Below are 25,388 nucleotides of genomic sequence, written 5' to 3' on the forward strand. Positions count from 1 at the left end.
ATAATTCGTTTAAAACATGGAAAAACAAAGAAAAGGAATTTTGCTTACAGCGTTATTGCTGTTTTCTGCTTCCGCTGTATTTGCCCAGGGAAATGGACAGGGCGGCATTCAGGAAGCAACCGAAATGATCACCGGTTACTTTGACCCGGCGACAAAATTAGTGTATGCGATCGGCGCAGTCGTTGGCTTGATCGGAGGAGTTAAAGTTTACAATAAATTTTCCAGCGGGGACCCTGACACCAGTAAAACAGCGGCCAGCTGGTTTGGGGCTTGTATCTTCCTGATCGTCGCAGCTACTATTCTAAGATCATTCTTTCTTTAAACCTAAATCCTATGAAAAGTTATCATATCAACAAGGGTATTGGTCGCACCGTAGAGTTCAAAGGCCTTAAAGCACAGTATCTGTTTATTTTCGCAGGCGGTCTTCTTGGGGTTTTGATCCTGGTGATGATCATGTACATGATAGGTATCAATTCCTATGTGTGTCTGTTCTTAGGTACCGGAGGAGCTTCACTTCTGATCTGGCAGACCTTCAGCCTGAATGCCAAATATGGGGAGCATGGGTTAATGAAAGCGGCCTCGAAAAAGAGACATCCACGGTTCATCATCAACCGTATGCCGGCTTATCGTTATCTGAAACTAAAGTCCAACGCCAAATCCTTTCGCTTATGAGAAATATGGCAAAAGCAAGGACTTTGGAATCGAAATTTCCACTTCTTGCGGTAGAAGAAAACTGTATAATTTCGAAGGAAGCAGATATTACCGTTTGTTTCAGGGTAAAACTCCCAGAATTATTCACTGTTGCATCCGCAGAGTATGGAGCAATCCACTCCGCTTGGCATAAAGCGATTAAAACACTGCCTGATTACTCCATTATCCATAAACAGGATTGGTTTATCAAAGAAAATTATGCACCCGACATTGCTCGGGAGGGGCTCAGCTTCTTAGGGAAATCCTACGAGCAACATTTTAATGAACGTCCGTTCCTGAACCACTACTGCTATCTCTTTTTAACCAAGACCAGTAAGGAAAAAATGCGGACACAGTCGAATTTTTCCTCCTTATGCAAGGGCATTCTGATCCCTAAAGAGATCCGTGACAAAGAAAATATCCAACGCTTTATGGAAGCGGTCGGCCAGTTTGAAAGGATCATGAATGATAGTGGTTTTGTTGAACTCGAAAGGCTTACCGCTGAGGAAATCATAGGCTCTGCATCCTGTCAGGGATTATTAGACCAGTATTTTACACTATCTAGGGAAAAAGATATGCCTTTACAGGATATATCTTTAGGAAGCGAGGAAGTAAGGATCGGAAATAAACGGCTCTGTCTGCACACACTGTCTGATACCGATGACTTGCCGGGAACAATATCAATAGATAGCCGTTACGAAAAGCTTTCCACAGACCGTAGTGACTGTTTATTGTCCTTTGCCTCCCCTGTGGGACTACTATTGAGCTGCGATCACATTTACAATCAATATCTTTTCTTAGATAATTCAGATGAGAATCTAAGAAAGTTCGAGCAGTCAGCTCGCAATATGAACTCCTTGGCAAAGTATAGCCGCAGCAACCAGATCAACCGCGAATGGATTGAAAAGTATCTCAATGAAGCCCATTCATTTGGTCTTTCATCGATAAGGGCACATTTCAATGTCATGGCCTGGTCTGATGATCCCTCGGAATTGAAGCGGATAAAAAATGATACCGGAAGTGCCCTGGCTTTAATGGAATGTAAGCCGAGGCACAATACGGTTGATGTTGCCACATTATACTGGGCAGCAATGCCGGGAAATTCGGGTGACTTTCCAAGCGAAGAGAGCTTTTATACCTTTATTGAGCCTGCCCTCTGTTTTTTTACCGAAGAAACAAATTACCAGGATTCTCCGTCCCCTTTCGGGATTAAAATGGCAGACCGTCTGACAGGTAAACCCCTTCATTTGGATATCTCGGATTTCCCGATGTCAAAAGGTATCATCTCAAATCGGAACAAATTCATTTTGGGGCCAAGCGGAAGCGGGAAATCTTTCTTTACAAACCACATGGTCAGACAATATTGGGAACAGGGTTCTCATGTATTACTAATCGATACAGGCAACTCTTATCAAGGTTTGTGTGAAATGATCAAGGGAAAGACCAAAGGTGATGATGGGGTCTATTTTACCTATCAGGAACACAATCCTATATCTTTCAACCCTTTTTATACGGATGACCATGTTTTTGATATTGAAAAGCGCGAAAGCATCAAAACCTTGATCTTAACGCTATGGAAGAGAGACGATGAGCCTCCGAAGCGTTCTGAAGAAGTAGCATTGTCCAATGCGGTAAGCGGCTATATCGAACATTTAAAAAACACTGTGGTTAAGCCTTCATTCAACGGCTTTTATGATTATGTCAAAAAAGACTATAAAAAAGTACTTAAAGCAAAGGAGGTGCGGGAAAAGGATTTTGACCTTGCCAACTTTCTCAATGTATTGGAACCGTACTACAAGGGCGGAGAGTACGATTACCTTTTGAACTCTGACAAAGAACTTGATTTACTTAATAAGAGATTTATTGTCTTCGAAATTGATGCTATAAAAGATCACAAAATTCTCTTTCCTATCGTGACCATAATCATCATGGAAACCTTCATCAATAAAATGCGGCGGCTGAAAGGTGTCAGAAAGCTCATTTTAATTGAGGAGGCATGGAAAGCGATCGCAAAAGAGGGGTTCGCAGAATATATAAAATATCTCTTTAAAACGGTCAGAAAGTTCTTTGGGGAGGCCATTGTTGTGACCCAGGAGGTTGATGATATTATCCATTCTCCCATCGTTAAGGAAACGATCATCAACAACTCGGATTGTAAAATACTGCTTGACCAGCGCAAGTATATGAATAAGTTTGATGACATTCAGGCGATGCTCGGCTTGACCGAAAAAGAAAAGTCGCAGATCCTTAGCATCAACATGAACAATGATCCCAGACGCAGATACAAGGAGGTCTGGATCGGACTTGGAGGTACACATTCAGCAGTCTATGCGACCGAAGTTTCGATGGCGGAGTATTACGCCTATACCACAGAGGAAACCGAGAAGCTGGAAGTGATGCAGTTAGCAGAAGAACTCGAAGGAAATGTCGAACAGGCTATAAAGCGGATCGTCCTCAAAAAAATAAAATCAACATAATTAATCCTTTAAAATTTTAGAACAATGAAAAATTTCATTTTCATGGTGATGATGGCATTGATATTTGCCCTCACACCACAAGTAAAAGCGCAATGGGTGGTAACTGATCCAACCAATTTAGCATCCGGAATTGTCAATTCCGCTAATGAAATTGTCCAGACGTCCTCGACTGTTTCAAATGTGATCAAAAATTTTAACGAGGTCAAGCGTGTCTATGAGCAGGGAAAGCAGTATTACGACAAGCTTAAAGCAGTTAATAACCTGATTAAAGATGCCCGTAAAGTTCAGCAGACTGTTCTTCTCGTTGGTGATGTTTCGCGGATGTATGTCACGAATTTCGACAAAATGATGGGCGACCCGAATTTCAAGCCAAATGAGCTGGCCGCCATTGCCAATGGATATTCCATATTGCTGAATGAAAGCACTGAACTATTGAAGGAACTGAAACAGATTATTACTGCGAACGGACTTTCACTCAATGATAAGGAACGAATGGAAATCATCGACAAAGTATACAAAGAAGTCCGGGAGTACCATGCGCTTGTGAAATACTTTACCAACAAAAACATATCGGTAAGTATTATCAGGGCCAAAAAGAAAAACAATACCCAGAGAGTGCTGGAACTCTATGGAACTGCTGATCAAAAATACTGGTAAGATCATGGAGTACGAAAATTTACACGAAATCTTACGGTCGTTATACGACGAGATGATCCCACTTTCGGCAGATATGGCCGCAGTGGCGAAGGGCGTAGCCGGATTAGGAGCTCTTTTTTATGTTGCGATTAAAGTTTGGCAGGCACTCAGCCGTGCAGAGCCCGTAGACGTTTTTCCCTTATTGAGACCATTCGCACTGGGCATTTGCATAATGTTCTTTCCAACAATTGTCTTAGGAACCATGAATGCTGTTTTAAGTCCGGTAGTCAAAGGCACTCATGCCATGCTTGAAAACCAGGTCATGGATCTGAATGCCTTGCAGGAAAAGAAGGATAAGCTGGAGTATGAAGCCATGATACGAAATCCTGAAAAAGCCTATCTGGTTTCCAATGAAGAGTTTGACAGAAAACTGGATGAATTGGGTTGGTCTCCGAATGATCTGGCTACTATGGCAGGCATGTATTTTGAGCGCGGGGCGTTTCAACTGAAACAGGATTTAAAAGACGCTTTTCGGGAGCTATTGGAAATCCTCTTCAATGCGGCAGCTCTGGTCATCGATCTGATCAGAACATTCTTTTTGATCGTCCTGTCGATTTTGGGTCCGATCGCTTTTGCCATCAGTGTCTGGGATGGCTTTCAGTCCACCTTAAACCAATGGTTCACGAGGTATATCAGTGTGTATTTGTGGCTGCCTGTTGCCGATCTGTTCAGTTCGATACTGGCCAGGATTCAGACTTTAATTTTAGAACAGGACATCGAAAAATTAGCCGATCCTGCCTATATCCCCGATACTTCAAACACGGTTTACATCATTTTTATGCTCATGGGTATCACTGGATACTTCACCATCCCGACTGTTACAGGCTGGATCATTCAGGCCTCCGGAGGTACAAACCTTTTGGGCAAGATCCAACAGAACGCAAGTATGGCCGCCGGTGGTGCGGGTGCTGCTGTAGGAAATATTGGGGGGCGATTATTAAAAAAATAACACATCTAAGATCAGATTTATGGAATTTAAAACATTGAGAAATATTGAGAACAGCTTTCGGCAGATCAGGCTCTATGCAGTAATTTTTGCCGTATTGTGTATTTCAATTGTGAGTTTCTCCATTTGGAAAAGTTATTCTTTCGCAGAAAGACAGCGGGAAAAAATCTATGTTCTGGACAGTGGTAAATCATTGATGTTGGCTCTTTCACAAGATGCCAGCATCAACCGACCCGTTGAGGCAAGGGAACACGTTCGGCGTTTTCATGAGCTGTTCTTTACATTGGCTCCAGATAAAAATGCGATTGAAAGCAATATAAAAAGAGCATTCAATCTAGCGGACAAGAGCGCTTTTGATTATTACAATGATCTGGCCGAAAAGGGGTACTATAATCGTGTTATAAGCGGAAATGTTCAGCAGCGTGTAGAAGTTGACAGTGTGGATTGCAATTTCGACACTTACCCCTATTCCGTGAGAACCTATTGTACCCAATTTATCATCCGTTCCAGCAATGTGACCAAGCGAAATCTTATTACATCCTGTAATCTCCTGAACTCAGTCCGGAGCGACAATAATCCGCAAGGGTTTAATATCGAGAAATTCGCTGTACTGGAAAATAAGGATCTGGAAGTTGTAGAACGTTAAAAATGAGAATTATGAATCTACGAACAAAAATTGAAAACCGCATTGATGAGCTTGATGAACGCTGGCGCGAACTGCCTGTGAAAAAGCAGCGAAAATACACTTTATACTTCTTCATATGTTACACCGCCTTAACACTTTTTGTTGTCGCGAAGGTATGTGTAGAATCGGGAGAAGTAGATCAGGAGGTCGCAGTCAGACATATTGAAAATCCTGTGGTAAAGGTAAAGAAGTCTTCCCAGGATCAGCGGGATAGCATATCATTAACCTTAAAAAAAGAAAACAATGGAAAATAATGAGAATAAAAGAGTTAGCCTTCTGGTTGAAGAATCCGACCAGAAGGGTGAAAACTTGCTCGATGATAACGACAAGTCCAGGTTGGAAAAGTATAAAAAGCCGCTGATCTATATACTGATGGTCATCGTATTTCTGGGCTGCCTCTATTTAATTTTTAAACCTGCAACTCACAAGAAGGGAGTAAAAGATTCCGGTTTAAACGGTGCGGTTCCACAGGCAAAAGAAATCGGAATGCAATCGGATAAACGAAAAGCCTACGAGCAGGAAATGATGGATGAAAAGAATAAGCAGAAGAAAAATATGCTCACATCACTTTCGGATTATTGGAGCGTCGACAGTACAGCTCAGATTGACCAACCGGTTTCGGGTGTCAGTGGCAATCCGGGTGATCATTCGATGGCAAAGAGTTATCCTACAGAAAATAAGGCGCTTAACTCCTATCGGAATGCCCAAGAAACCCTTGGTTCATTCTACAGTGGTAATGAGAGTTATGAATCCAGGGAACTCCGGAATGAGATTGACGGATTAAAGCAGCAGCTTAGGGAACGGGATGCAACGCCGGGGCCCTTGACGGTCAATGACCAGTTACAGCTTATGGAAAAATCTTATCAGATGGCTGCGAAATATCTTCCGGGCAAGGGAAATGAAAATCAGGCCGATACTACTTTAAGAAAAAATGTTTCCGCTCAGAAAGAATCTTTTTTTGCTTTTGCCCCTATTCGTTCCAATGTTGTTTCAGCGTTATACCGGGAACCAACGGATCAAGAGTTTCTGAACAATGTACAAGGCGAAAGAAACCGTGGATTTTATACGGTCGCTGGAGCTGAACAGATCTCGAAACCTAAGAATAGTATCCGCGCCTGTATTCAGGAAACTGTTACCCTCATAAGTGACGGCACTGTAAAGATCCGACTATTGGAAGCCGCAAAAACACCAGATATAACCATTCCATCAGGTTCCACTGTCAGTGCTTCTGCTAAATTCAACAATAGCCGCCTACAGTTGAAAGTTTCATTTATTGAGGTGTCAGGAAACATTTTTCCTGTAGATATTAATATTTATGATCTGGACGGGCAACCGGGATTAAACATTCCTTACTCTGCGGAAATGAATGCACTCAGTGAGATTGCAGGAAATATGAGCCAGTCGTCCGGAACGAGCATCATGATGAACCGTTCGGCGGGTCAGCAGGTTGCCGGGGATTTGTCCCGTGGAGTAGTGCAGGGTATTTCGGGGTATTTTTCAAAGAAAGTTCGTACTCCCAAAGTGACACTAAAAGCCGACCACCAGATCTTTCTGGTCTCAAAAAATAATAGTAAACCATAAATAAACAAAAATGAAATCGATCATTAAAAAAACAATAATAACGATTTGCGTGATGCTTGGTTTTATTAATTCACAGGCACAGGCAGTTACAGATTCCTTAATGCAAAAGCTTGATTCGGAAAAAATTGAACCATACCATCTGACTGTCACTTATAATAAAACGACGCATCTGATCTTTCCCTCTGCGATTCGTTATGTCGACCTGGGGAGTGAATATCTGACTGCGGGAAAAGCGGATGATGCGAAGAACGTTTTACGGATCAAAGCAGCGGTGAAAGATTTTCAGGAGGAATCCAATTTCTCGGTGATTACCGATGATGGAAAGTTTTACAGCTTCAGTGTTTTTTACAGTTCCTTTCCTTCAATTCTCACCTATAATCTTGAATTAATGGCTAAATCCGGATCAAGTTCCCGAGCCAATATACAGCTGGAAGATCTGGGATTTTCCCCATCCATGTCCGATCAGCTTATGGAGGCTATCTATAAAAGAAACCGTAACAATATCAGGCACATCGCTTCAAAAAGTTTCGGAATCCAATTTAGCCTGAAGGGTATATACATACATGACGGGAAATACTACTTTAATACGGAAATCCAGAATAAAAGCAATGTTTCATTTCAGATTGACTTTATAAACTTCAAGATCATCGATAAAAAGGTAGCAAAACGAACCGTATTTCAGGAAAAACCATTAAATATAATCAGAACCTATAGTGATATTTCCGATGTGCCGGACAATACAACAAGCCGTGAAGTTTATCTTCTGGACCAGTTCACACTCGATCACGACAAGATACTAGTGATTGAAGTTTTCGAAAAGAATGGTGGCCGGCATCAACGACTGGAGATCGAAAATGAGGATCTGATCCGCGCAGTGCTTTTAAAGGATCTACCGCTGAAAATTAAATAACAATCTTATTTGAAACAATATGAAAAAGATATTAAGCTTATTCTTAATGGTATTACCATTTACGTCGCTTTTGGCTCAGCGGCTATTGCCTCACCAAAAAGGCTTGCAGCTGAGTGTTGGCCTGTTTTCCAACGATAAGCCAAAAGACAACTATTTTGTCAATCTTGAACAGACGAGAAATCACAAAAAAGGCAACTATCATTTCTGGTCTACAGAATACCAGCGAAGAACAGCAATGTATCTGGAAAGCACGATTCCCATAGAAACCTATCTCTTATCAGGAGGTTATAGTCTTCATGTTATCGGCTTACCGGATAAAAGCATCAATTTAAATACGGGAATTGAAGCGAGTGGTGGCTATCAGCAGATCAACCACAATAAGTTACAGCTGCCGGATGGTTCGGTGATAAATAACAAAAGCGGTTTTGTTTACGGTGCCGGAGGAAGGCTGACGCTTGAGGTTTATCTCACCAATTTTATGATCCTTTCCATACAGGCCAAGGCAAAATACCTTTGGGGAACGCGGTTCAATCAGTTCCGTCCCGCTACCGGTATTGGCCTTCGTTTTAACCTTTAAAATTCAAGCATATGAAAACTTTAAAAAACGCTAAATTCCAGTATAGCTGGTTTCTTCTAATTTTGGGCATTTCCTTATTATTTTCCTGTAAAAGTGATGATCTTGACATCCAGCAGGACTTCCCGTTTGAGGTGGTTGTACTTCCGGTTAATAAAGCTATTGCAATGGGCCATACGGAGGCTATCAGCATGAAAATCAAGAATACAGGAAGCTATTCAGGCGTCCGATATTTCTTCCGGTATTTTCAGTATGACGGGAACGGTAACCTGATCTATCAAATTGGTTCCGCAGGCAAAAAGCCGTTTTTGCCAAACAAGGTGTATTTTCTGTCCGATGCAAAACATTCCGAGATCACATTTTATTATACCTCACAATCGAATGTCCCGCAGGCATTTGATATTTGGATATTGGATAATTTCGGAAATGAAAGACAGTTGACCTTTCAATTCAATAGTACGAAATAATTTTCTAATAGCGGTTGCTTCTGACAGCGGAACTGCCGCTATTTATTTGTGGATCTAAAAAAGAAATGATGATGCTGATTAAAGAAGAAGATTATAATCAGGTACTTCACTACCTGATCGGGGCGTACGAAAAAGGTGAAAAGTACGTCGTGTATGAAGATTTTGGTGATCCGGTGGGGAATGAAGCATTTCAGACATTCCGTACAGCTTATGATGCGATGGAGGAATGCTTTGAAAGAACTACTGACCATGATTCCTATGGTTATCTGTTCATTCCCTCTGTATGCCAGGCAATGCAGGAAGGGATAAGGGATAGTACACTTCTAATTAAGTATGGTGCTATCTGTGACATATCGACTATGACGATAGATTGGATGGAACGTATGAAAGAAATACCCGTTAAACTGGACGAAATTGCAGAAATTAAGTATATAAATGGAACATCTGTGAAGGAAAAGAATGGTAAGACTGCCCCAACAATTGAATGTAAAGATGCAGTGGCTCCGAAGAAAAACAGAGAAGAAAAACAAAGTACGGGGGTCAGGAATTCCAAAAAAACCGAAAAAAGAAAAGGAAGGTTAGGCCTATAGTTTAAGGGCTATTTCATAAGAGAAATAGCCTTTTTTTATTAAAGCCTATATCTTAATGATATCTGTCGCCAAATATCAGCTGCCAGATTCTAATCTTCACCATGATCAAAACACCACTTTCCTTCCCTAAGTACAAGGTGTTGAACAATTCCATCTAAAAGTAGTCTGATTTCAGTAGTTTCCTTTGAAATATCTTTTTTCAACAATACTATTTCAAAATCTTTTCCTTTAAAAGTGATCCTAAATTTCTGACGTTCAAAAAGCCCATCATGTTTCCCGACTGTATATTGCATATATAAAATAGCTCTGTATAAAATTCTTCCTAATTATATGAATTTCGCTGCATATTTTCTCAACCATTCTTTAATTAGAACCATATTATCCCGATCTATCAGAGTTCCACAGTTTCTAAAAAAGTGAATACCAACCAAAATTCTCCCTTTTTTAACGACATTTTAAAAGAAAAATTGATGATAAAAGTAGTATTTTATTGGTATTATTTGTCATTAACTAATATTTACTATTTACGTATGTTTCTATCCGGAAATAATGCGGATAACAATTAAAATAGTTATTTTTATGGGTGCCCTGCCAGGTACTTCACATAATATTACCCTAGCTAATTGAATCCAGAATGGAAGAACTTATACTTGCTAATTTAACGCTATTTAAAGAGTTAGCGGATAAATATAAAACATACCAAAATGCATCAATCGATTTTAAGCGCATCATCTATTTTGTCATGCAGCTGAAAGATAGAGATAAGGCCGCTAAGATCATTGAGTTATTAAAAAGGATCGACTTTCTGGACAGCGCTAAAATAACATATCTACTGCAATCTGCATACAAACAGATTGATCCAGAGTTTCTAAAGAAGCCTCTGATCTGTCCTTTAGGCAGTATACAGGATAGTAGTGCATTGATCTGCAACAAACTGATCAAAACTCTTTTTGAAGATGAGAAAGCCAGTCTAAACTATACATCTGAGCTAAGTAATCTTGGACCGGATCTGGAAAAAAAACATCCCAGCTGTATTGTTTTCTTTGATGATAATATAACATCAGGAACCCAACTTGTTCAATTTTTTAAAGAACTGCTCGAAGGAGACAAAGACCCCGAAATAGTCAAGGAAAAGTTGACCTCCGAACAGACTGAAATCTTTAAGCAAATTCCAATCCGTATTTGTTTTGCTATAAAGCTGGATTCCGGCTGTGATGCAAAAGTCGAGGAAATCAGGGAGCGGTATGGGCTTAACTTGCAGATACTGTTTGGAAAGGCCGACTTAAACAATCATCTTGATTTTGGTTCATCCCCTTTCGCTGATCGTACAGAAGCTGATGCGACAAGGGAACTTATTATGGAAATTTCAACCCAGCTTTATAAGAATAAATCATGGAATAAAGAAACCCTTTACTCCCGGCTGTTAGGGTATGGGAACTTGGGGAAAGTAACAGTATTTTACCATAATATTCCTAAGTCGCTTATACCCATATTCTGGAAGTATGGCACTTACAAGGGCTACCCTTGGATACCTCTGTTTCCTGAAAATAAAGAAGTCCTGGAAATGGATAAAAATGAAATCGAAATGGATCAGGACAAACTTTCGTTGATTGACGTTTGGATTGCCCAGGGAAACGAGCAAAGAAAACCGGAGCTGAAATTCGGCGTTTTAATTGATGGCACGTTAAATAATGAAATTGTTATTGAAATCCCCTCTCAGGAGCTGTTCATGAGCCGTTATGGCAGATATTTTGAGATTAAGGAACTGAAAGCGGAGGAATATAACATTCCAATAGGTGATCAATTTTATAATACCTTTAATCCGGTAAGGGATTATGCTGATAAAAGTAATAGTTATCGTGGTCGCTACCTGAATTATGTGGATGCTGTCCATAATTATAACCAGGCATTTGCAGATCATATAAATAATGTAATGACCTATATTTTGCAGTATATAGCGGCGAAGGAGTTTCGTTTTATCGTCAGAAACACTGGAGGTAAGGCTGCTAGTCATGTAATAATACGTTTTGACTATAATTCGGGGGAATTTATAATAGGTAACTTCCGCGATATACCCAAACCGATGTTAGATATGAAAAAGCCCGATTGGAAAAATTTTAAACCAGGTGCCGTAACGATTATAAGCCAATCGCCGTTAATTGATTTATCGATGGTAACAGGGGTTAAACGTGAGCCATATATAATCGGAAAGAATTATGAAATAACAAAAAGATGGGAAAGGATCGGTCATAATGATAGTGGGGAGATGACACTTGATATACATCGAATAAATGGAGATAAACTTGAGTTTGAACTGCCATTTGAAATCAATATGGATGAGCAGGCAGAAACCATATCTGGTTCCCTTCAGATTAGGTTCGTCCCATCCGATAATTGGCAGCCTTGTAACGAACTGGATAAAGGAGTTAAAAAGATGATTGAAGAGCTTAAAAGTGGTAAAGATACTTGCTGAAATGCGTATTCTTGACTATTCAATGTCTAATACAATAATAACAACCTTTGATAAAGATTTAGATAAAAACAATGGATGAAAGAATTATACTTGACTTTAATCAGAAATTAACTTCTGAACGACTTAATGATCATAACAATTTTGAAACGGAGCTGGAAAAATTATACGGGGAAATTATTTCGGGAATGACCACCGAATATTCAGAATATAGAAAACACGTACCAAAATTCCTGTTAAGTTTAGAATCCAATAATGTAGACGCAATATCCTACGGTCTCCGGTTGTTCTTTGAGCAATATGAACAACTTATCAAGATAAAACGCTTTAATCCCTCTGACGAGGGCTTCCTGAATCGTGAAGTGGGAAATGAAACCTTTGAAAAAATGAAACCTATTTACGAGAATTCATTAAAAGTGAACAATCAACCAAGATTATCCGAAAATAATTTTGATATTTCAACACTTTCTGATGAAGATAAAATAAATATGGCTTCCCTCATTATTAATAAGCTTCAGCTTGATTGCAAACAATTGAAGTGGGATTCCGATTTAGTACATTCCACCCTCCTAAATTTTACTTTTTTACGGCAGATCCTTTACTCTCTTGGTAAAGCAGAGACATTCTATAAAGCGGTAGGTTTATTTATTGATAGGATGACCTCTTCTGAATTTTATCAGCCTGGACGTGATTTAGCGGAGGAAATCATCTTGGCATCATATAACGACGGCCTCCCTGAAGCAGGTTATTTCAATTCATTTCGGCTATATTCCAATACAGGTAGTATCCACAATGCTTTAATGTATGCAAATCTCAGTCTAGCCTGCATTCTGAAAAAGGAACCACCTTATTCTGAAATCTTTGTTAAAGAATTCGCATGGCAAGCTATAAAGTTTTTTAGAAATGTTGAACTCTATCCCTATGCAATAGAAATATACACTGAATTACCTGCTGAACTCAGCTTTAATGCCTATGAAAGGAGGTCCCTTGACCACAGTTATTTCACAATGCTATTAATGCAGATCGATTCTTTATTACCGTCAAAGCTCTTGGATTATCTACGCCAGGAGAGGAAAAAAATATTTGACGGGGGCATAAATGATGCACAACCGTGGCTCATAACCCTATATAATGTAAAGAGACTGTATCCGACGGCGGATTTTAGTGATACAGGTTTAGGTCATTTTCTCAATCTTTTCGAGACGATAGTCCCTGCGGATAGCGTAAAAAAATATAAGGATATTATTGAGGCTAATTCCGATGACCTAAAAGCACATTTAATGGAATCATTGGTCAAATTAAATGAAACTAGACATCAGGCAGATTTTGTTTATGATAATGATATTGCCTTAAAGATCTCCCATCGTCTTATTGAGTACAGCTCAAAAAAGAAAGATGTAGGAGGCTTTCTATTATCAATGATGCTAAAATCGGATTTCAGTATTATGTTTCAGGAAAAAGCGTCCAAAGAATTAGCACCATTAAGTCTGCCCGAGGTTGATGTTAAAACATTGGAATCCTTATATGATGATGTAGATGGCTTTCTTGACACACTCGCTCTTAATGATGGTGTCGAAATGAATTGGCTGGCACTTGCGGAAGACAAAGCATATCAGCTTCAGTTGTTAAATGGAATTTTCTCATTTCATCCGTTAAGCGACTGGAAATATAATGAATACAATGAGATACTTGACAGTGATTATTTCGCAAACCTCAAATTCGTTGATACGTTAAAAGAGGCTGGACAGATAAGACAGGTATTCCCTGAGGAGTTTGCGTATGAAGAAGAAAAAATGATACAAAAACTTAAGTTTGCAGAACTGTCAGTTGACAATAAATCTAAAGGAATAAATATTGTAAAAGATATGAGGTTGGCAAAGTTCCCCCATAACTTGTTTCTAAATGACAAGAACGATTTTATAGCAAAACATGTCCCGGTTACAAATGTCCTTTCAACAGAATGGCTTCTTCAGACAGATAATACCAAAAAGTTACCAGCCGATTACCAAAAATCAGTCTGGATACCAATAGAAAGTGACGATAATGATCTCCATTACTTGTATAGTAATATAGAAGATTCATTACAGGAATATTCCTTTGAAATATATAAGAATGTTAAGTTAAAAACACCACTATCTGCGGATATGAATATTGTATGTTCTCACGGAACAAATAACATTTCCGAAACTCAGATAATATCACAAGAAGGGCATCAAATTTATGATCTAAATACCATCATTGGAAAAGGAAAAATTTTAATATTTTTTGTCTGTCATTCAGGATCAATGAAAGCAGAATTTTTCAGAAACAATGTTACTTCTTTGATAAAACGATTTATTGCGCAGGGGTATGAAGCTGTAATTGCACCCTTTTGGGCTCTTGATGTTACCATCCCCCGATACTGGCTTCCCGAATTTTTAAAGTCTTTTGATGAAGGATTATCAATCTCAAAGGCTGTATTTAATGCAAACATGAAAGTATACGAGCGATATCCTACACCTGCGGCATGGGCTTGTTTGCATTTATACGGAAATCCAAATCTGACAAAAGATAGTACCCCATAAATAAAATCTCAGTTTACCAGCTTAGTAGACTGAGATTCTATACCTTATTAAGGATTTATTTTATTAAAACCAACTCTCGGAAGACCAATTTCATGTTCCTGTGGATAGGGAGCACGAAATGTCATACTAACATCTTCTTTCATGCGCTGCTGCGCCTCATATTTCTTTTCCTCATCGTGCGAATACCTTGGATCAGCAACAAAGGGCATCTTAGCCATTTTGGTAATGGTGATCGTTGGAAAATGAAAATCTACTTCTACAATTCCTAATAACAGGTAGCAACCACCGCCCTGAAACGGATATCTTTCGAGGCAGTCAGGAAAATGGGCAGTATCAAAATAGTTTCCTTCTACATCTACCCAGGTGCCAAAGTACATGGTGCCTTTTTTTGTGGGAACATGCTTCCGTGAGATCAGATAGGCAAGCATCTTCACTTCTCTCTTATGGTATTGAACAAGATCTTTCGCCATTACAGATCCTCTGTACTTCGTCTGTAAAAGTTCAAAAGGTGTACTGGACACGGGAAAGCTCAGGATTTCGATTTCATCAAAGGCATCCTCAAAAATATTGCGCTTCAATTCTGGAAACTTAAATTCTTTTACAGGCTCTTCAAATAGAGTTTCAAAACGACGTTCCTGTTTGAATTCACCGAGTAAAACCCGCGCATTTAGAAGTAGCTCATTCTTTGGAATGCCTGTAAACCGAAATGCACCAATGAATATCAGGATCTGTAAAGTTTCAATGCCGATCGGAATTCGTTTAATAAAATCCTCAAAAGACTTATAATCGCCATTTTTCCTACGCTCTTCTGGAATTAATTGAGCGAGCTTGGATTCAACTTTTTCCAATAGCATCAGCCCTAAGTAGATCTCATTGTCATATATGGTCGTTAAATATTCACTTTTATTCACACATGGATTCAGGATCTTTCCTCCCGACATTTTCGCTTCATGTACATATACTTCTGTCCTGTAGAATCCGCCCATATTATTGATGGCACAAACCATAAATTCCAGTGGATAATACACCTTCAGATATAAACTCTGATAACTTTCTACCGCATAGGAAGCTGAGTGAGCCTTACAGAATGAATAACCTGCAAACGATTCAATTTGTCTGTAAATTTCCTTACTCAGATCTTCCGGATGCCCTTTCTCCCTGCAAGATGCAAAAAAATGATCCTTAACCCTTTGAAGTGCACTTAAAGACCTACCTTTTCCGCTCATAGCCCTTCGGAGGATATCCCCGTCAGCGGCGGAAAGACCGCCATAATGTAAAGCGATCTTTATTACGTCTTCCTGATAAACCATAATGCCGTAGGTTTCTCCCAGCTGCTTTTCGAAAACAGGATGGAAATATTCAAACTTGTCTGGATTATTGTGCCTAAAAATATATTCCCGCATCATTCCTGACTGAGCAACTCCCGGACGGATAATCGATGAAGCAGCGACCAATACCTTATAGTTATCGCACTTCAATCTCCTAAGTAGCCCTCGCATAGCGGGCGATTCAATGTAAAAGCAACCTATTGTCCGCCCCTGGCTTAAATATTCATTACATTTATCTTCATCTTTGGAGATTGTTGTATCCTTAATATTTACCTTGATTCCCCTTTTTTCTTCGAGGAGCCTCTCTGTATCTTTGATCGTCCCGAGCCCTCTTTGCGAAAGGATATCAAACTTTTCAAAACCGATCTCTTCAGCGACGTGCATATCCCATTGGACAATAGGAAATCCCTTTGGTGGCATTTCCAATGCCGTAAAATTTGTAAGAGGTTCTTCTGAAATTATGATTCCGCAGGAGTGCATACTTCGTTGATTGGGGAATTTTTCCAATAGCTTACCGTATTTTTGAACCTGTTGTATAATTTCGTCGCGAAATACCCGTTCAGGATTTTTGGACAATTCATCAAGTTCCTCCTTTGGTAATCCAAATGCCTTACCCACTTCCCTGATAATGGATCTGTACTTGAATTCGACATTGGTACCGCAAAATGCAACATATTCCTTTCCGTAACGGTTGAAAATATAATCTAAAATTATATCCCTTTCCTGCCATGACCAGTCGATATCAAAATCTGGAGGACTTTTCCGATTCAGGTTCAGGAACCGCTCAAAATACAAATCCAGTTCGATCGGGCATATATCTGTAATACCCAAGCAGTACGCCACAATCGAATTCGCACCGCTTCCACGTCCGACGTGCATAAACCCCATACTGTTACTATAACGAATAATATCCCATGTAATGAGAAAATATCCACTAAAATTCAGTTCGTTAATAACCTTTAATTCTTTTTCAACCCGCTGGGTAGCTTGCCCATTATTTCTACCATATCTTCTTTCCAGACCTGCAAGGGCCAATCTGGTTAACAGTTTAAGATCCTCTGCTTTACTTCCTGTATAATACTTTCGGTTTCTTGGAGTGGAAAATTCAAACTGAAAACTGCATTCTTTCAAAAGTTTCTTGGTGTTTTCAATTATTATAGGATAATGCTGGTAGGCGTCAAGAATTGTTTTCGGTTCTCTTAAATATTCCGATTTATTGCATATCTCATGCTCTGGTAATTTTGATAGCAATACATTATTGTCAATAGACCGCAGAATGCGATGCAGATTGAACTCTTTTTTTGTACTAAAGGTGATCGGCTGCAAAATAACCATTCTAGGAATCAATTTTTTAAACTCTTGGCGGATCAGTAAGTTCAATTCCTCTACCCGAATACCAATGAACTCATTGTTATTAAGCTTCGCAGGAATATTCGTTATTGGATATACTATATAATTATTAGAAAGATCTGGTTGATTAGGTAGCTCCGCACCATCACAGTTATGAGCAGTTAGTATCCGGTTAACTTCCGAGATTCCAGCAAATTCCTTGGCTATGGTAATATACAGCAGTTCGCTTGCTTTCCTAACTTCAACACCGGCAATTGGCTTTATACCAACTTCTTCGCATTTCTTTTTAAATTCATAGAGGCCAGTAACCGTATTGATATCGGTAAGCACAAGTTGTTTAATTCCCCAAGCAGATGCTTGTGAAACAAGATCGTCAATAGATAATGTTCCATATCTTAAACTATGGTAGGAATGACAGTTTAAAAACATACCTGCGCATTTTAAGTTAAAAAATTGAAACCAACTGCACGACCAATCGCATCTTTACCAAAACGGTTTTTGATACGATCCATCGCCTGATATAAGTTGATAAGCTCTGCATTATCCTCAAAGAGATTCATCTGATAGCTACCGTGGACAAGATCTGTAAACCTTAAGCCCACTAAACGAAGGCGCATACGGCGCGAATAGACCTTATCAAAAAGTTCCAACGCCACCCTCGCTAAAGTATGGTCAGAAGATGTATAGCTTACGCGGCATTGTTTAGATTCGGTATCAAAGTTTGAATATCTGATCTTGATAACAACAGTAGAGGCCAGCCATTTCTCCTTCCGAAGTTGATGTGCTAATTGCTCAGCCATTCCAGCAATAAGACCTTTAACCTCCTTCACATCCATCGTATCGCTACTAAAAGTACGTTCTTTAGAAATTGATTTTCTTTCTGAGTATGGAACCACTGGCGTATCATCAATGCCATTTGCCTTTTTCCAAAGATCGGTTCCATTCTTGCCGATCATTTGTTGCAATACCTCGACAGGCATTTCGGCTAGCGTGCCAATGGTTCTAATTCCTACTCTTGAAAAAAGCTGAAATGTTGCATTTCCCACCATTGGCATCTTTTTTAATGACAATGGGTTTAAGAAGGAATGGACGCCCGCAGAAGGAATTTCCCTATGACCATGCGGCTTAGATTCACCAGTGCCTATTTTACTTACCGTTTTATTGACCGACAATGCATAGCTGATCGGAAGTCCTGTCTCTTTCTCGATCTTTGCCCCTAGCTCATTAGTCCATTTATATGCACCAAAAAAGCGATCCATACCTGTCAGGTCCAAATAAAATTCATCGATTGAGGCTTTTTCCATCACTGGCGCACTTTCTTCTATAACTTCTGTAACAGTATGCGACATTCTGGAGTATAATTCCATATCACCCTTTACGACCTTTGCCTGTGGACATAGACGGAGCGCCATTTTCATCGGCATAGCTGAACGTACTCCAAACGTGCGTGCCTCATAACTACATGATGAAACAACACCCCTATCCCCACCACCAATGATCAGCGGAATATTGTTCAAACCGGAATTCACCAGTCTCTCACAGGAAACGAAAAACGTATCCAAATCCAAATGCACAATCGATCGCTCCATTATATTACTAAATTATTTAGCAAATTTGATAAGATTTATCACAATATATCTTACTTTTGTTGTGATTAATTGTCACAAAATGTCAACACTCTCTATTTTAGCCGATAACATCAGGTATCTGCGCATGCAGCAGATACCTGAACTTTCTCAGGCAAAGATTGCCGGGCACTTGCGCATTACGCGCGAATCTTATGCTAAATATGAAACGGCAAAGAACACCCCTCCCTTAGATGTATTATTAGCTATTTCCCGTTATTACCATGTCAGTACTGATCTGCTTCTTACAGTTGATCTGAGAAAATACAGGCTTGAAGAAATGGTCAATTTACCCGATAATAGGATTTTATTACCGGTAAAGACGGATTCAGCGGGTGAAAATAAAATAGAAATTGTTCCTTATAAAGCTTCAATGGGGTATCTTAACGGTTATGCTGATCCACAGTTTATCGAAAGTCTTCAGACCCTTTCATTACCGTTTTTACGAAACGGAAAACATAGGGCGTTTCAGACTGAAGGGGATTCCATGCCTCCTCTCCAGAGCGGTTCCTATGTGGTAGGAAAGTATGTTGAAACCCTTGCTGAATTAAAAAAGGATAAGACATATATATTTATTACAGATGACGGAATTACATATAAACGTTTGAAGGATCAATTTGCTACAGAAATTGAGGTATCCGCAGACAATCAATTTTATAAACCGTATAAAATTCATAAACAGAGCCTTTTGGAAATATGGGAGTATAAATGCAGTATAGCCACAGAAGAAATTGGCTTAATTGAAGCGGAATCAAATAAGGAAAAAATTCTGAGAATGTTTGATGATTTGAAAAAAGAGATTATTAATCTAAAAGAATAGTAGAATTAATATACTGAATATAAATTCAAGTGAAAATTTATTGATTGACCATCTTTATGATTAGGGTTTACCGTTTTTTTAATATCGTATAAATTAATATATTGTTGATTTATATTAAAATCATTAATAATCATGGAAACACAAATCGGTAAAGGTATCTATTATGATCACACCACAGTTGAAGATAAACACTTTTTTGGAGGCTTTTTGAATTCAGCAAAAAATAACATTGATTTATTCTTTACTGCATTTCGCTTTAAATTTGAACCAAAACTGAAGAATTTAAGTTCTTCACAATTTTTAGATGTCTGTTTTAAAAAGCATGATTCAGATGCAGATTTTCGGATAAAGTTTCAATTTGTGCAAAAACATTTCCCATGTATTCAGTATATCGAATACATGGGAAATAGAGACTTACTAAAGCATAAGTTTAAGCTGCTGTTACAAGCCGTTGAGAGTTTGAGAAATTTTTACACTCATTATTACCATAGTCCACTTCAGTTTTCAGACGAACTATATATTCTATTGGATTCTATTTTTGGCAAAATGTCCGATGATGTCAGACAGAATAAGATGAAAGACGATAAGACAAGGCATCTTCTGAAAAAGAACCTATCGGAAGAACTTGAGATCCGTTCTCAACTACATGTAGAAAAACTGATAAAACTGAAAAGCGAAGGAAAAAATGTAAATCTTAATGACAAAGAAGCTATCAAAAACGGGGTGCTTAATGCAGCCTTTAATCATCTAATATTTAAAGAAGGTACAGATAGTAAACCTACAATATCTTACAGTTCATACTATTATGGTTCTGATAGTGCAGAGAATGGAATAAATATCTCTCAAAGTGGACTTTTATTTCTTCTGAGTATGTTTCTTAGAAGAAAAGAGATGGAGGATCTAAAAAGCAGGGTACGTGGATTCAAAGCTCGGATTATAAAGAGTGAAGAAGAACATATCAGTGGACTGAAATTTATGGCTACGCATTGGGTATTTTCTGAACTTTGTTTCAAAGGAATAAAGTCAAAGCTGAATGCTGATTATCATGAAGAAACTTTACTGATACAGATTATTGATGAACTGAGTAAGGTTCCGGATGAACTGTACAGGTCATTTAATCAAGAGACTAAAGCAAAATTTATTGAGGATATCAATGAATATATTCGCGAGGGAAAAGTCGATAAAAGTCTTATTGAATCAAAAATTGTACATCCGGTAATAAGAAAACGCTATGAAAGCAAATTCAATTATTTTGCGATTCGATTTTTGGATGAGTTTGTTGATTTTCCAACGTTGAGATTCCAGGTACACCTAGGCAACTACGTTCATGATCGTAGGATAAAGAACATTGAAGGAACTGGCTTTCAAACAGAAAGACTAGTCAAGGACAGAATTAAGGTTTTTGGGAGACTTTCCACTATTAGCAGTCTAAAGACAAAATATTTAAAAGATCCAGGGTCGAGTGCTGATACAGGATGGGAACTTCTGCCAAACCCATCCTATATTTTTATCGATAACAATATTCCTATCCACCTTTCTGTTGATGATGATTTTGAGAAGGGCATTAAAGAATTTGAAGGTAAGCGGAAAGTAGACAAGCCGGAGGAAATGAAAAAACGTGAAGGGAGAGACAAGAAGGCTAAAGGCGCAATAACGACTATGATAGCAAACAGTAAAGTGATTAACCCTAAAAGTCCTACTGCATTGTTATCAATGAATGAAATTCCAGCTATTTTATATGAAATATTGGTCAAAAATACGCCAGCAAAAGAGATAGAAGATAAAATAAGACAAAAATTGACCGCAACTTTTGACAGGATTAGAGATTATGATCCTAAAAATCCATTGCCTGCATCACAGATAAGCAAGAGATTACGAAATAATATAGACGAAAGGGCTATTAATGTTCGAAAATTGATTGAACTGATTAATAATGAGATTGAGCAGACAGAAAAAAAATTAGTACTGATCTTTAATAATAGAAAAGAGTGTCATGAAAAAATTAAAGGGAAACCCAAAAGGCTGAATGTATTCCGAAATGCAGAACTTGGTTTAGAAGCTACCTGGCTTGCTAATGATATAAAAAGATTTATGCCAGCAGTACAAAAGAAAAATTGGAAGGGCTATCAGCATAGCCAGTTGCAACAGTCATTGGCTTTCTTCGAAAAAAGGCCGAATGAGGCTAGGTCTATCTTACAAGCAGGTTGGGACTTTACCGATGGTAGCTCATTATGGAATGGATGGATCATGAATAGTTTTGCAAAGGACAATACATTTGATGGTTTTTACGAATTTTATCTTAATGGAAGAAAGAAATATTTTTCCCGATTGGCTGATAATATTGTCCAGCACAGTACAAATACTAAACATTTGTGCAAATTTATGGATCAGCAGATGCCAAAAGGGCTATTTGATAACCGACTTTATATTTTGGAAAACCTCGATACTGAAAAAAATAAAATATTATCAAAACCGCTTATTTTTCCCCGGGGTATCTTCGATGATAAACCAACATTTAGAAAGGGAATTCAAGTATCGGAGAATCCAGAAGGTTTCGCCGATTGGTATAGATACGGATACGATACTAAGCATAAATTTCAGAAATTCTATTCTTGGGAAAGAAATTATGAAGAACTCCTTCAGGAAGAACTTGAAAAAGACACAAGCTTTGCTAAAAATAGTCCAAATTTTAGTAATGAAAGCCAATTAGAGCTTTTAAAGAAAAAGCAGGATCTGACGATAAAAAAGGTCAAAATACAAGATCTTTACTTAAAGTTGATAGCAGAGTTTCTGTTCAATAAAGTTTTTAATCAACCTATAGAACTTTCTCTGGATGACTTTTATTTAAGTCAGAAAGAACGGCTGAAAATGGAAGAAGAAGCAGCGCTTCAAAGTCAGCGATCAAAAGGTGATAATAGTCCGAATATTTTAAAGGAAAACTTTATATGGAGTAAGACTATTCCAGTTGTTAAGACTATTCCTTTTGCTGAGGGAAAGATTGTTGAGCCAAGTGTTAAACTAAAAGATATTGGAAAATTTAGAGCTGTTCTTGATGATGAGAAAGTTAAATCTTTATTGTCTTATGATGATACAGAATGGAGCAAGTTAAAAATTGAAAATGAATTAATGATTGGTGCCAAATCTTATGAATCAATCCGTAGGGAGCATCTGTTTAAGGAAATTCAGTATTTTGAAAAGGCCATTCTTGAAAAATGGCCTTGGGACGGAGTTTCTCATCCGCCGGAATTTGAAGTAAGCGATAGTAAAGGAAACAGACATCCAAATTTTAAACAATATATTGTAGAAGGCCTGTTACGAAAGAATTCTGATATTGGAAGTGATGAGCTCCAATGGCTTAAAGATTGCGACGAAGATACGTTTAAGGAGCTTTCAAAGGACGAACTTGTTCAAAAATCTGAATTTATTCAACTTTCCTTTCTAGTCGTAATGTTAAGGAATCAATTTGCTCATAATCATTTGCCGGCAAAACAGTTTTATAAGTTTATTAGAGAGAAATATCCAGAAATTTCAGGAAACACTGTCTCTGAGTTATATCTGGGGTTTACAAAATTTGTGATTCCAAAATTACTAGAACTTTAAAGAAATCTATAATATTTTTGAAGGGTACTCACAACTTTATTTGGTTCTTTATCTCTCATCATTCAGTTGGGACGTATCACAGTTTGAAGGATATTCACAACTCTTTATCCATTGTGGGTATATTTAAGTTCGTTGGGACGTATCACAATTTGAAGGGTACTCACAACTAGTGATATTTAATTAAGTATTCAATGAAGTTGGGACGTATCACAGTTTGAAGGGTACTCACAACTTTACTCTACAATTCATGTAGATCTGGCAAGTTGGGACGTATCACAGTTTGAAGGGTACTCACAACTAAAGATTATACATTGATCTGGGTATAATGGTTGGGACGTATCACAGTTTGAAGGGTACTCACAACTGAAAACGAAATTATATTTGAACAGTTTGAGTTGGGACGTATCACAGTTTGAAGGGTACTCACAACAGAATTCTACGCTTAAAGCCATAATAGATAGTTGGGACGTATCACAGTTTGAAGGGTACTCACAACAACCTGCAATACCTTATGTTTTGTTCCAAAGTTGGGACGTATCACAGTTTGAAGGGTACTCACAACAGGTTGGTGAATAGAATATACTCCATCACAGTTGGGACGTATCACAGTTTGAAGGGTACTCACAACACTTTAATACACTCTCGCAATCCATCGGCTGTTGGGACGTATCACAGTTTGAAGGGTACTCACAACTCCAATATTCTGCGTGATGAGCTACACCGCGTTGGGACGTAGCACAATTTGAAGGGTACTCACAACACTTAACTGTGTTAGCCATCCAATTATCAAGTTGGGACGTATCACAATTTGAAGGGTACTCACAACTTTTTATAACATCTGAAAGTTTCATTGTTTGTTGGGAAGTATCACAGTTTGAAGGGTATTCACAACCGGTGTTTTCGCAGATCCTCTCTAAGTACTGTTGGGAAGTATCACAATTTGAAGGATATTCACAACAGAACACAATTCTGAAACAATTTTATGTTCGTTGGGAAGTATCACAATTTGAAGGATATTCACAACGTGTAGGAGAAAAGGCTGAAAAGGCAGCTTGTTGGGAAGTATCACAATTTGAAGGATATTCACAACCGTTTTGGCACGCAGCCATCGAGATCAGTGGTTGGGAAGTATCACAATTTGAAGGATATTCACAACCGGTATTATCGGCTGCTTTCAAGCGCAACGGTTGGGAAGTATCACAATTTGAAGGATATTCACAACCAAATTCATCTTGTACCTGAATATTATAAGGTTGGGAAATATTACAATTTGAAGGGTATTCACAACAATTTTGGATTCTTACTATAAAAGTCGTCGGTTGGGACGTATCACAATTTGAAGGGTATTCACAACTGATCAAGCATTACAATTTGCACTCCATTTGTTGGGAAGTATCACAGTTTGAAGGGTATTCACAACGAGCTTCAAGAAATACAAATCCAACGCTTGGTTGGGAAGTATCACAGTTTTAAGGGTATTCACAACCTGACTGTTCTTTTAAAAGTTCTGTGATTTGTTGGGAAGTATTACAATTTGAAGGGTACTCACAACTCTTAAGATCACCTGTAATATCAGGTATTTGTTGGGACGTACCACAATTTGAAGGGTATTCACAACATTTTGACATGCTGTCAGTGTGGCAAGCGCGTTGAGAAATATCACAGTTTGAAGGGTATTCGCAACATTTTATACAGTGTCCATGAGAGTACTTATGTTGGGAAGTATCACAATTTGAAGGATATTCACAACCTGTCATTAAATTGTATGCAGACATGGAACGTTGAGAAGTATCGCAATTTGAAGGGTATTCACAACTTTTTCATTTCCCTTTGTTTAAAAATGTTTGTTGGGAAGTATCACAGTTTGAGGGATACTTACAACTAATATCCCAACTTCTTAAGCAGGAGTTGGGATACATATTAACATAAGAATGAAGAATATTTAAAGAATAAATGAAGTTAATATTCAAAAATCCTTACAACGACTAAATTAAGAGGGATTCTTCGAGCTGCTT

At 38.4% G+C, this 25,388-nt stretch carries 20 protein-coding genes; 17 read left to right on the forward strand and 3 right to left on the reverse strand.

Translation table 11 applies throughout. The features are described 5' to 3' along the window. The first annotated feature begins 16 nt into the window (after positions 1 to 16). The 12 genes from J2Y40_RS01715 to J2Y40_RS01770 are packed head-to-tail and all read left to right on the forward strand — an operon-like array spanning position 17 to position 9,616. A complete protein-coding gene (locus J2Y40_RS01715) occupies positions 17 to 322 on the forward strand; it encodes a DUF4134 domain-containing protein (protein WP_309996225.1) in 306 nt (101 codons plus the stop codon). A gap of 11 nt (positions 323 to 333) precedes the next feature. Next, positions 334 to 672 (forward strand): DUF4133 domain-containing protein, encoded by a 339-nt coding sequence (locus J2Y40_RS01720; RefSeq protein WP_309996228.1) that lies wholly within the window; start codon positions 334 to 336, stop codon positions 670 to 672. Next, positions 669 to 3,167 (forward strand): TraG family conjugative transposon ATPase, encoded by a 2,499-nt coding sequence (locus J2Y40_RS01725; RefSeq protein ID WP_309996231.1) that lies wholly within the window; start codon positions 669 to 671, stop codon positions 3,165 to 3,167. The genes J2Y40_RS01720 and J2Y40_RS01725 overlap by 4 nt, the downstream gene beginning before the upstream one ends. 24 nt (positions 3,168 to 3,191) lie before the next feature. Continuing rightward, a complete protein-coding gene (locus J2Y40_RS01730) occupies positions 3,192 to 3,824 on the forward strand; it encodes a DUF4141 domain-containing protein (protein ID WP_309996234.1) in 633 nt (210 codons plus the stop codon). Between the two features lie 4 nt (positions 3,825 to 3,828). Further along, positions 3,829 to 4,812, forward strand: coding sequence for a conjugative transposon protein TraJ (gene traJ / locus J2Y40_RS01735; protein WP_309997528.1), 984 nt, complete (start codon positions 3,829 to 3,831; stop codon positions 4,810 to 4,812). Positions 4,813 to 4,831: 19 nt separating this feature from the next. Beyond that, a complete protein-coding gene (traK, locus tag J2Y40_RS01740; protein ID WP_309996236.1) occupies positions 4,832 to 5,455 on the forward strand; it encodes a conjugative transposon protein TraK in 624 nt (207 codons plus the stop codon). A gap of 11 nt (positions 5,456 to 5,466) precedes the next feature. Beyond that, positions 5,467 to 5,748: a nitrogen regulatory IIA protein gene (locus J2Y40_RS01745; RefSeq protein ID WP_309996239.1), complete on the forward strand. Its 282-nt coding sequence runs from the start codon at positions 5,467 to 5,469 to the stop codon at positions 5,746 to 5,748. Then, positions 5,738 to 7,075: a conjugative transposon protein TraM gene (traM, locus tag J2Y40_RS01750; RefSeq protein ID WP_309996242.1), complete on the forward strand. Its 1,338-nt coding sequence runs from the start codon at positions 5,738 to 5,740 to the stop codon at positions 7,073 to 7,075. Before J2Y40_RS01745 ends, traM begins: the two co-directional genes overlap by 11 nt. 10 nt (positions 7,076 to 7,085) lie before the next feature. Continuing rightward, complete coding sequence (gene traN, locus J2Y40_RS01755; protein ID WP_309996244.1) at positions 7,086 to 7,985, forward strand: conjugative transposon protein TraN; 900 nt, start codon at positions 7,086 to 7,088, stop codon at positions 7,983 to 7,985. A 19-nt stretch (positions 7,986 to 8,004) separates the two neighbouring features. Then, on the forward strand, positions 8,005 to 8,562 hold the full coding sequence (locus J2Y40_RS01760) for a conjugal transfer protein TraO (protein ID WP_309996249.1): 558 nt from the start codon (positions 8,005 to 8,007) through the stop codon (positions 8,560 to 8,562). An 11-nt stretch (positions 8,563 to 8,573) separates the two neighbouring features. Then, complete coding sequence (locus J2Y40_RS01765) at positions 8,574 to 9,026, forward strand: TraQ conjugal transfer family protein (protein ID WP_309996253.1); 453 nt, start codon at positions 8,574 to 8,576, stop codon at positions 9,024 to 9,026. Positions 9,027 to 9,040: 14 nt separating this feature from the next. Continuing rightward, positions 9,041 to 9,616 carry a hypothetical protein gene (locus J2Y40_RS01770; RefSeq protein ID WP_309996256.1) on the forward strand — a complete coding sequence of 192 codons (576 nt, stop codon included), beginning with the start codon at positions 9,041 to 9,043 and terminating at the stop codon, positions 9,614 to 9,616. A gap of 89 nt (positions 9,617 to 9,705) precedes the next feature. Here J2Y40_RS01770 and J2Y40_RS01775 read toward each other — a convergent pair whose 3' ends face one another. Continuing rightward, entirely contained in the window at positions 9,706 to 9,909 is a 204-nt protein-coding gene (locus J2Y40_RS01775; RefSeq protein WP_309996260.1) for a hypothetical protein, read from the reverse strand. Positions 9,910 to 10,250: 341 nt separating this feature from the next. Here J2Y40_RS01775 and J2Y40_RS01780 point away from each other — a divergent pair, with 341 nt between their 5' ends. Beyond that, positions 10,251 to 12,089, forward strand: a complete 1,839-nt coding sequence (locus J2Y40_RS01780; RefSeq protein WP_309996263.1) for a hypothetical protein — start codon at positions 10,251 to 10,253, stop codon at positions 12,087 to 12,089. Between the two features lie 71 nt (positions 12,090 to 12,160). Continuing rightward, positions 12,161 to 14,650 carry a hypothetical protein gene (locus J2Y40_RS01785; RefSeq protein WP_309996266.1) on the forward strand — a complete coding sequence of 830 codons (2,490 nt, stop codon included), beginning with the start codon at positions 12,161 to 12,163 and terminating at the stop codon, positions 14,648 to 14,650. Positions 14,651 to 14,697: 47 nt separating this feature from the next. Here the strand turns inward: J2Y40_RS01785 and J2Y40_RS01790 are convergent, their stop codons facing one another. Together J2Y40_RS01790 and dinB are read right to left on the reverse strand one after the other, a co-directional pair. Then, complete coding sequence (locus tag J2Y40_RS01790) at positions 14,698 to 17,757, reverse strand: DNA polymerase III subunit alpha (RefSeq protein ID WP_309996270.1); 3,060 nt, start codon at positions 17,755 to 17,757, stop codon at positions 14,698 to 14,700. 11 nt (positions 17,758 to 17,768) lie between these two features. Continuing rightward, a complete protein-coding gene (dinB, locus tag J2Y40_RS01795) occupies positions 17,769 to 18,917 on the reverse strand; it encodes a DNA polymerase IV (protein ID WP_309996272.1) in 1,149 nt (382 codons plus the stop codon). 79 nt (positions 18,918 to 18,996) lie between these two features. Here dinB and J2Y40_RS01800 point away from each other — a divergent pair, with 79 nt between their 5' ends. From J2Y40_RS01800 to J2Y40_RS01810, 3 genes are all read left to right on the forward strand, one after another. Next, positions 18,997 to 19,773, forward strand: a complete 777-nt coding sequence (locus J2Y40_RS01800) for a LexA family transcriptional regulator (RefSeq protein WP_309996274.1) — start codon at positions 18,997 to 18,999, stop codon at positions 19,771 to 19,773. A gap of 132 nt (positions 19,774 to 19,905) precedes the next feature. Beyond that, positions 19,906 to 23,373 carry a type VI-B CRISPR-associated RNA-guided ribonuclease Cas13b gene (gene cas13b / locus J2Y40_RS01805; protein ID WP_309996277.1) on the forward strand — a complete coding sequence of 1,156 codons (3,468 nt, stop codon included), beginning with the start codon at positions 19,906 to 19,908 and terminating at the stop codon, positions 23,371 to 23,373. Between the two features lie 768 nt (positions 23,374 to 24,141). Further along, complete coding sequence (locus J2Y40_RS01810) at positions 24,142 to 24,615, forward strand: hypothetical protein (RefSeq protein ID WP_309996280.1); 474 nt, start codon at positions 24,142 to 24,144, stop codon at positions 24,613 to 24,615. The last annotated feature ends 773 nt before the right edge of the window (positions 24,616 to 25,388 follow it).

The organism is Chryseobacterium sp. 2987 (genome assembly GCF_031456375.1).
GTDB classification, from domain to species: domain Bacteria; phylum Bacteroidota; class Bacteroidia; order Flavobacteriales; family Weeksellaceae; genus Chryseobacterium; species Chryseobacterium vaccae.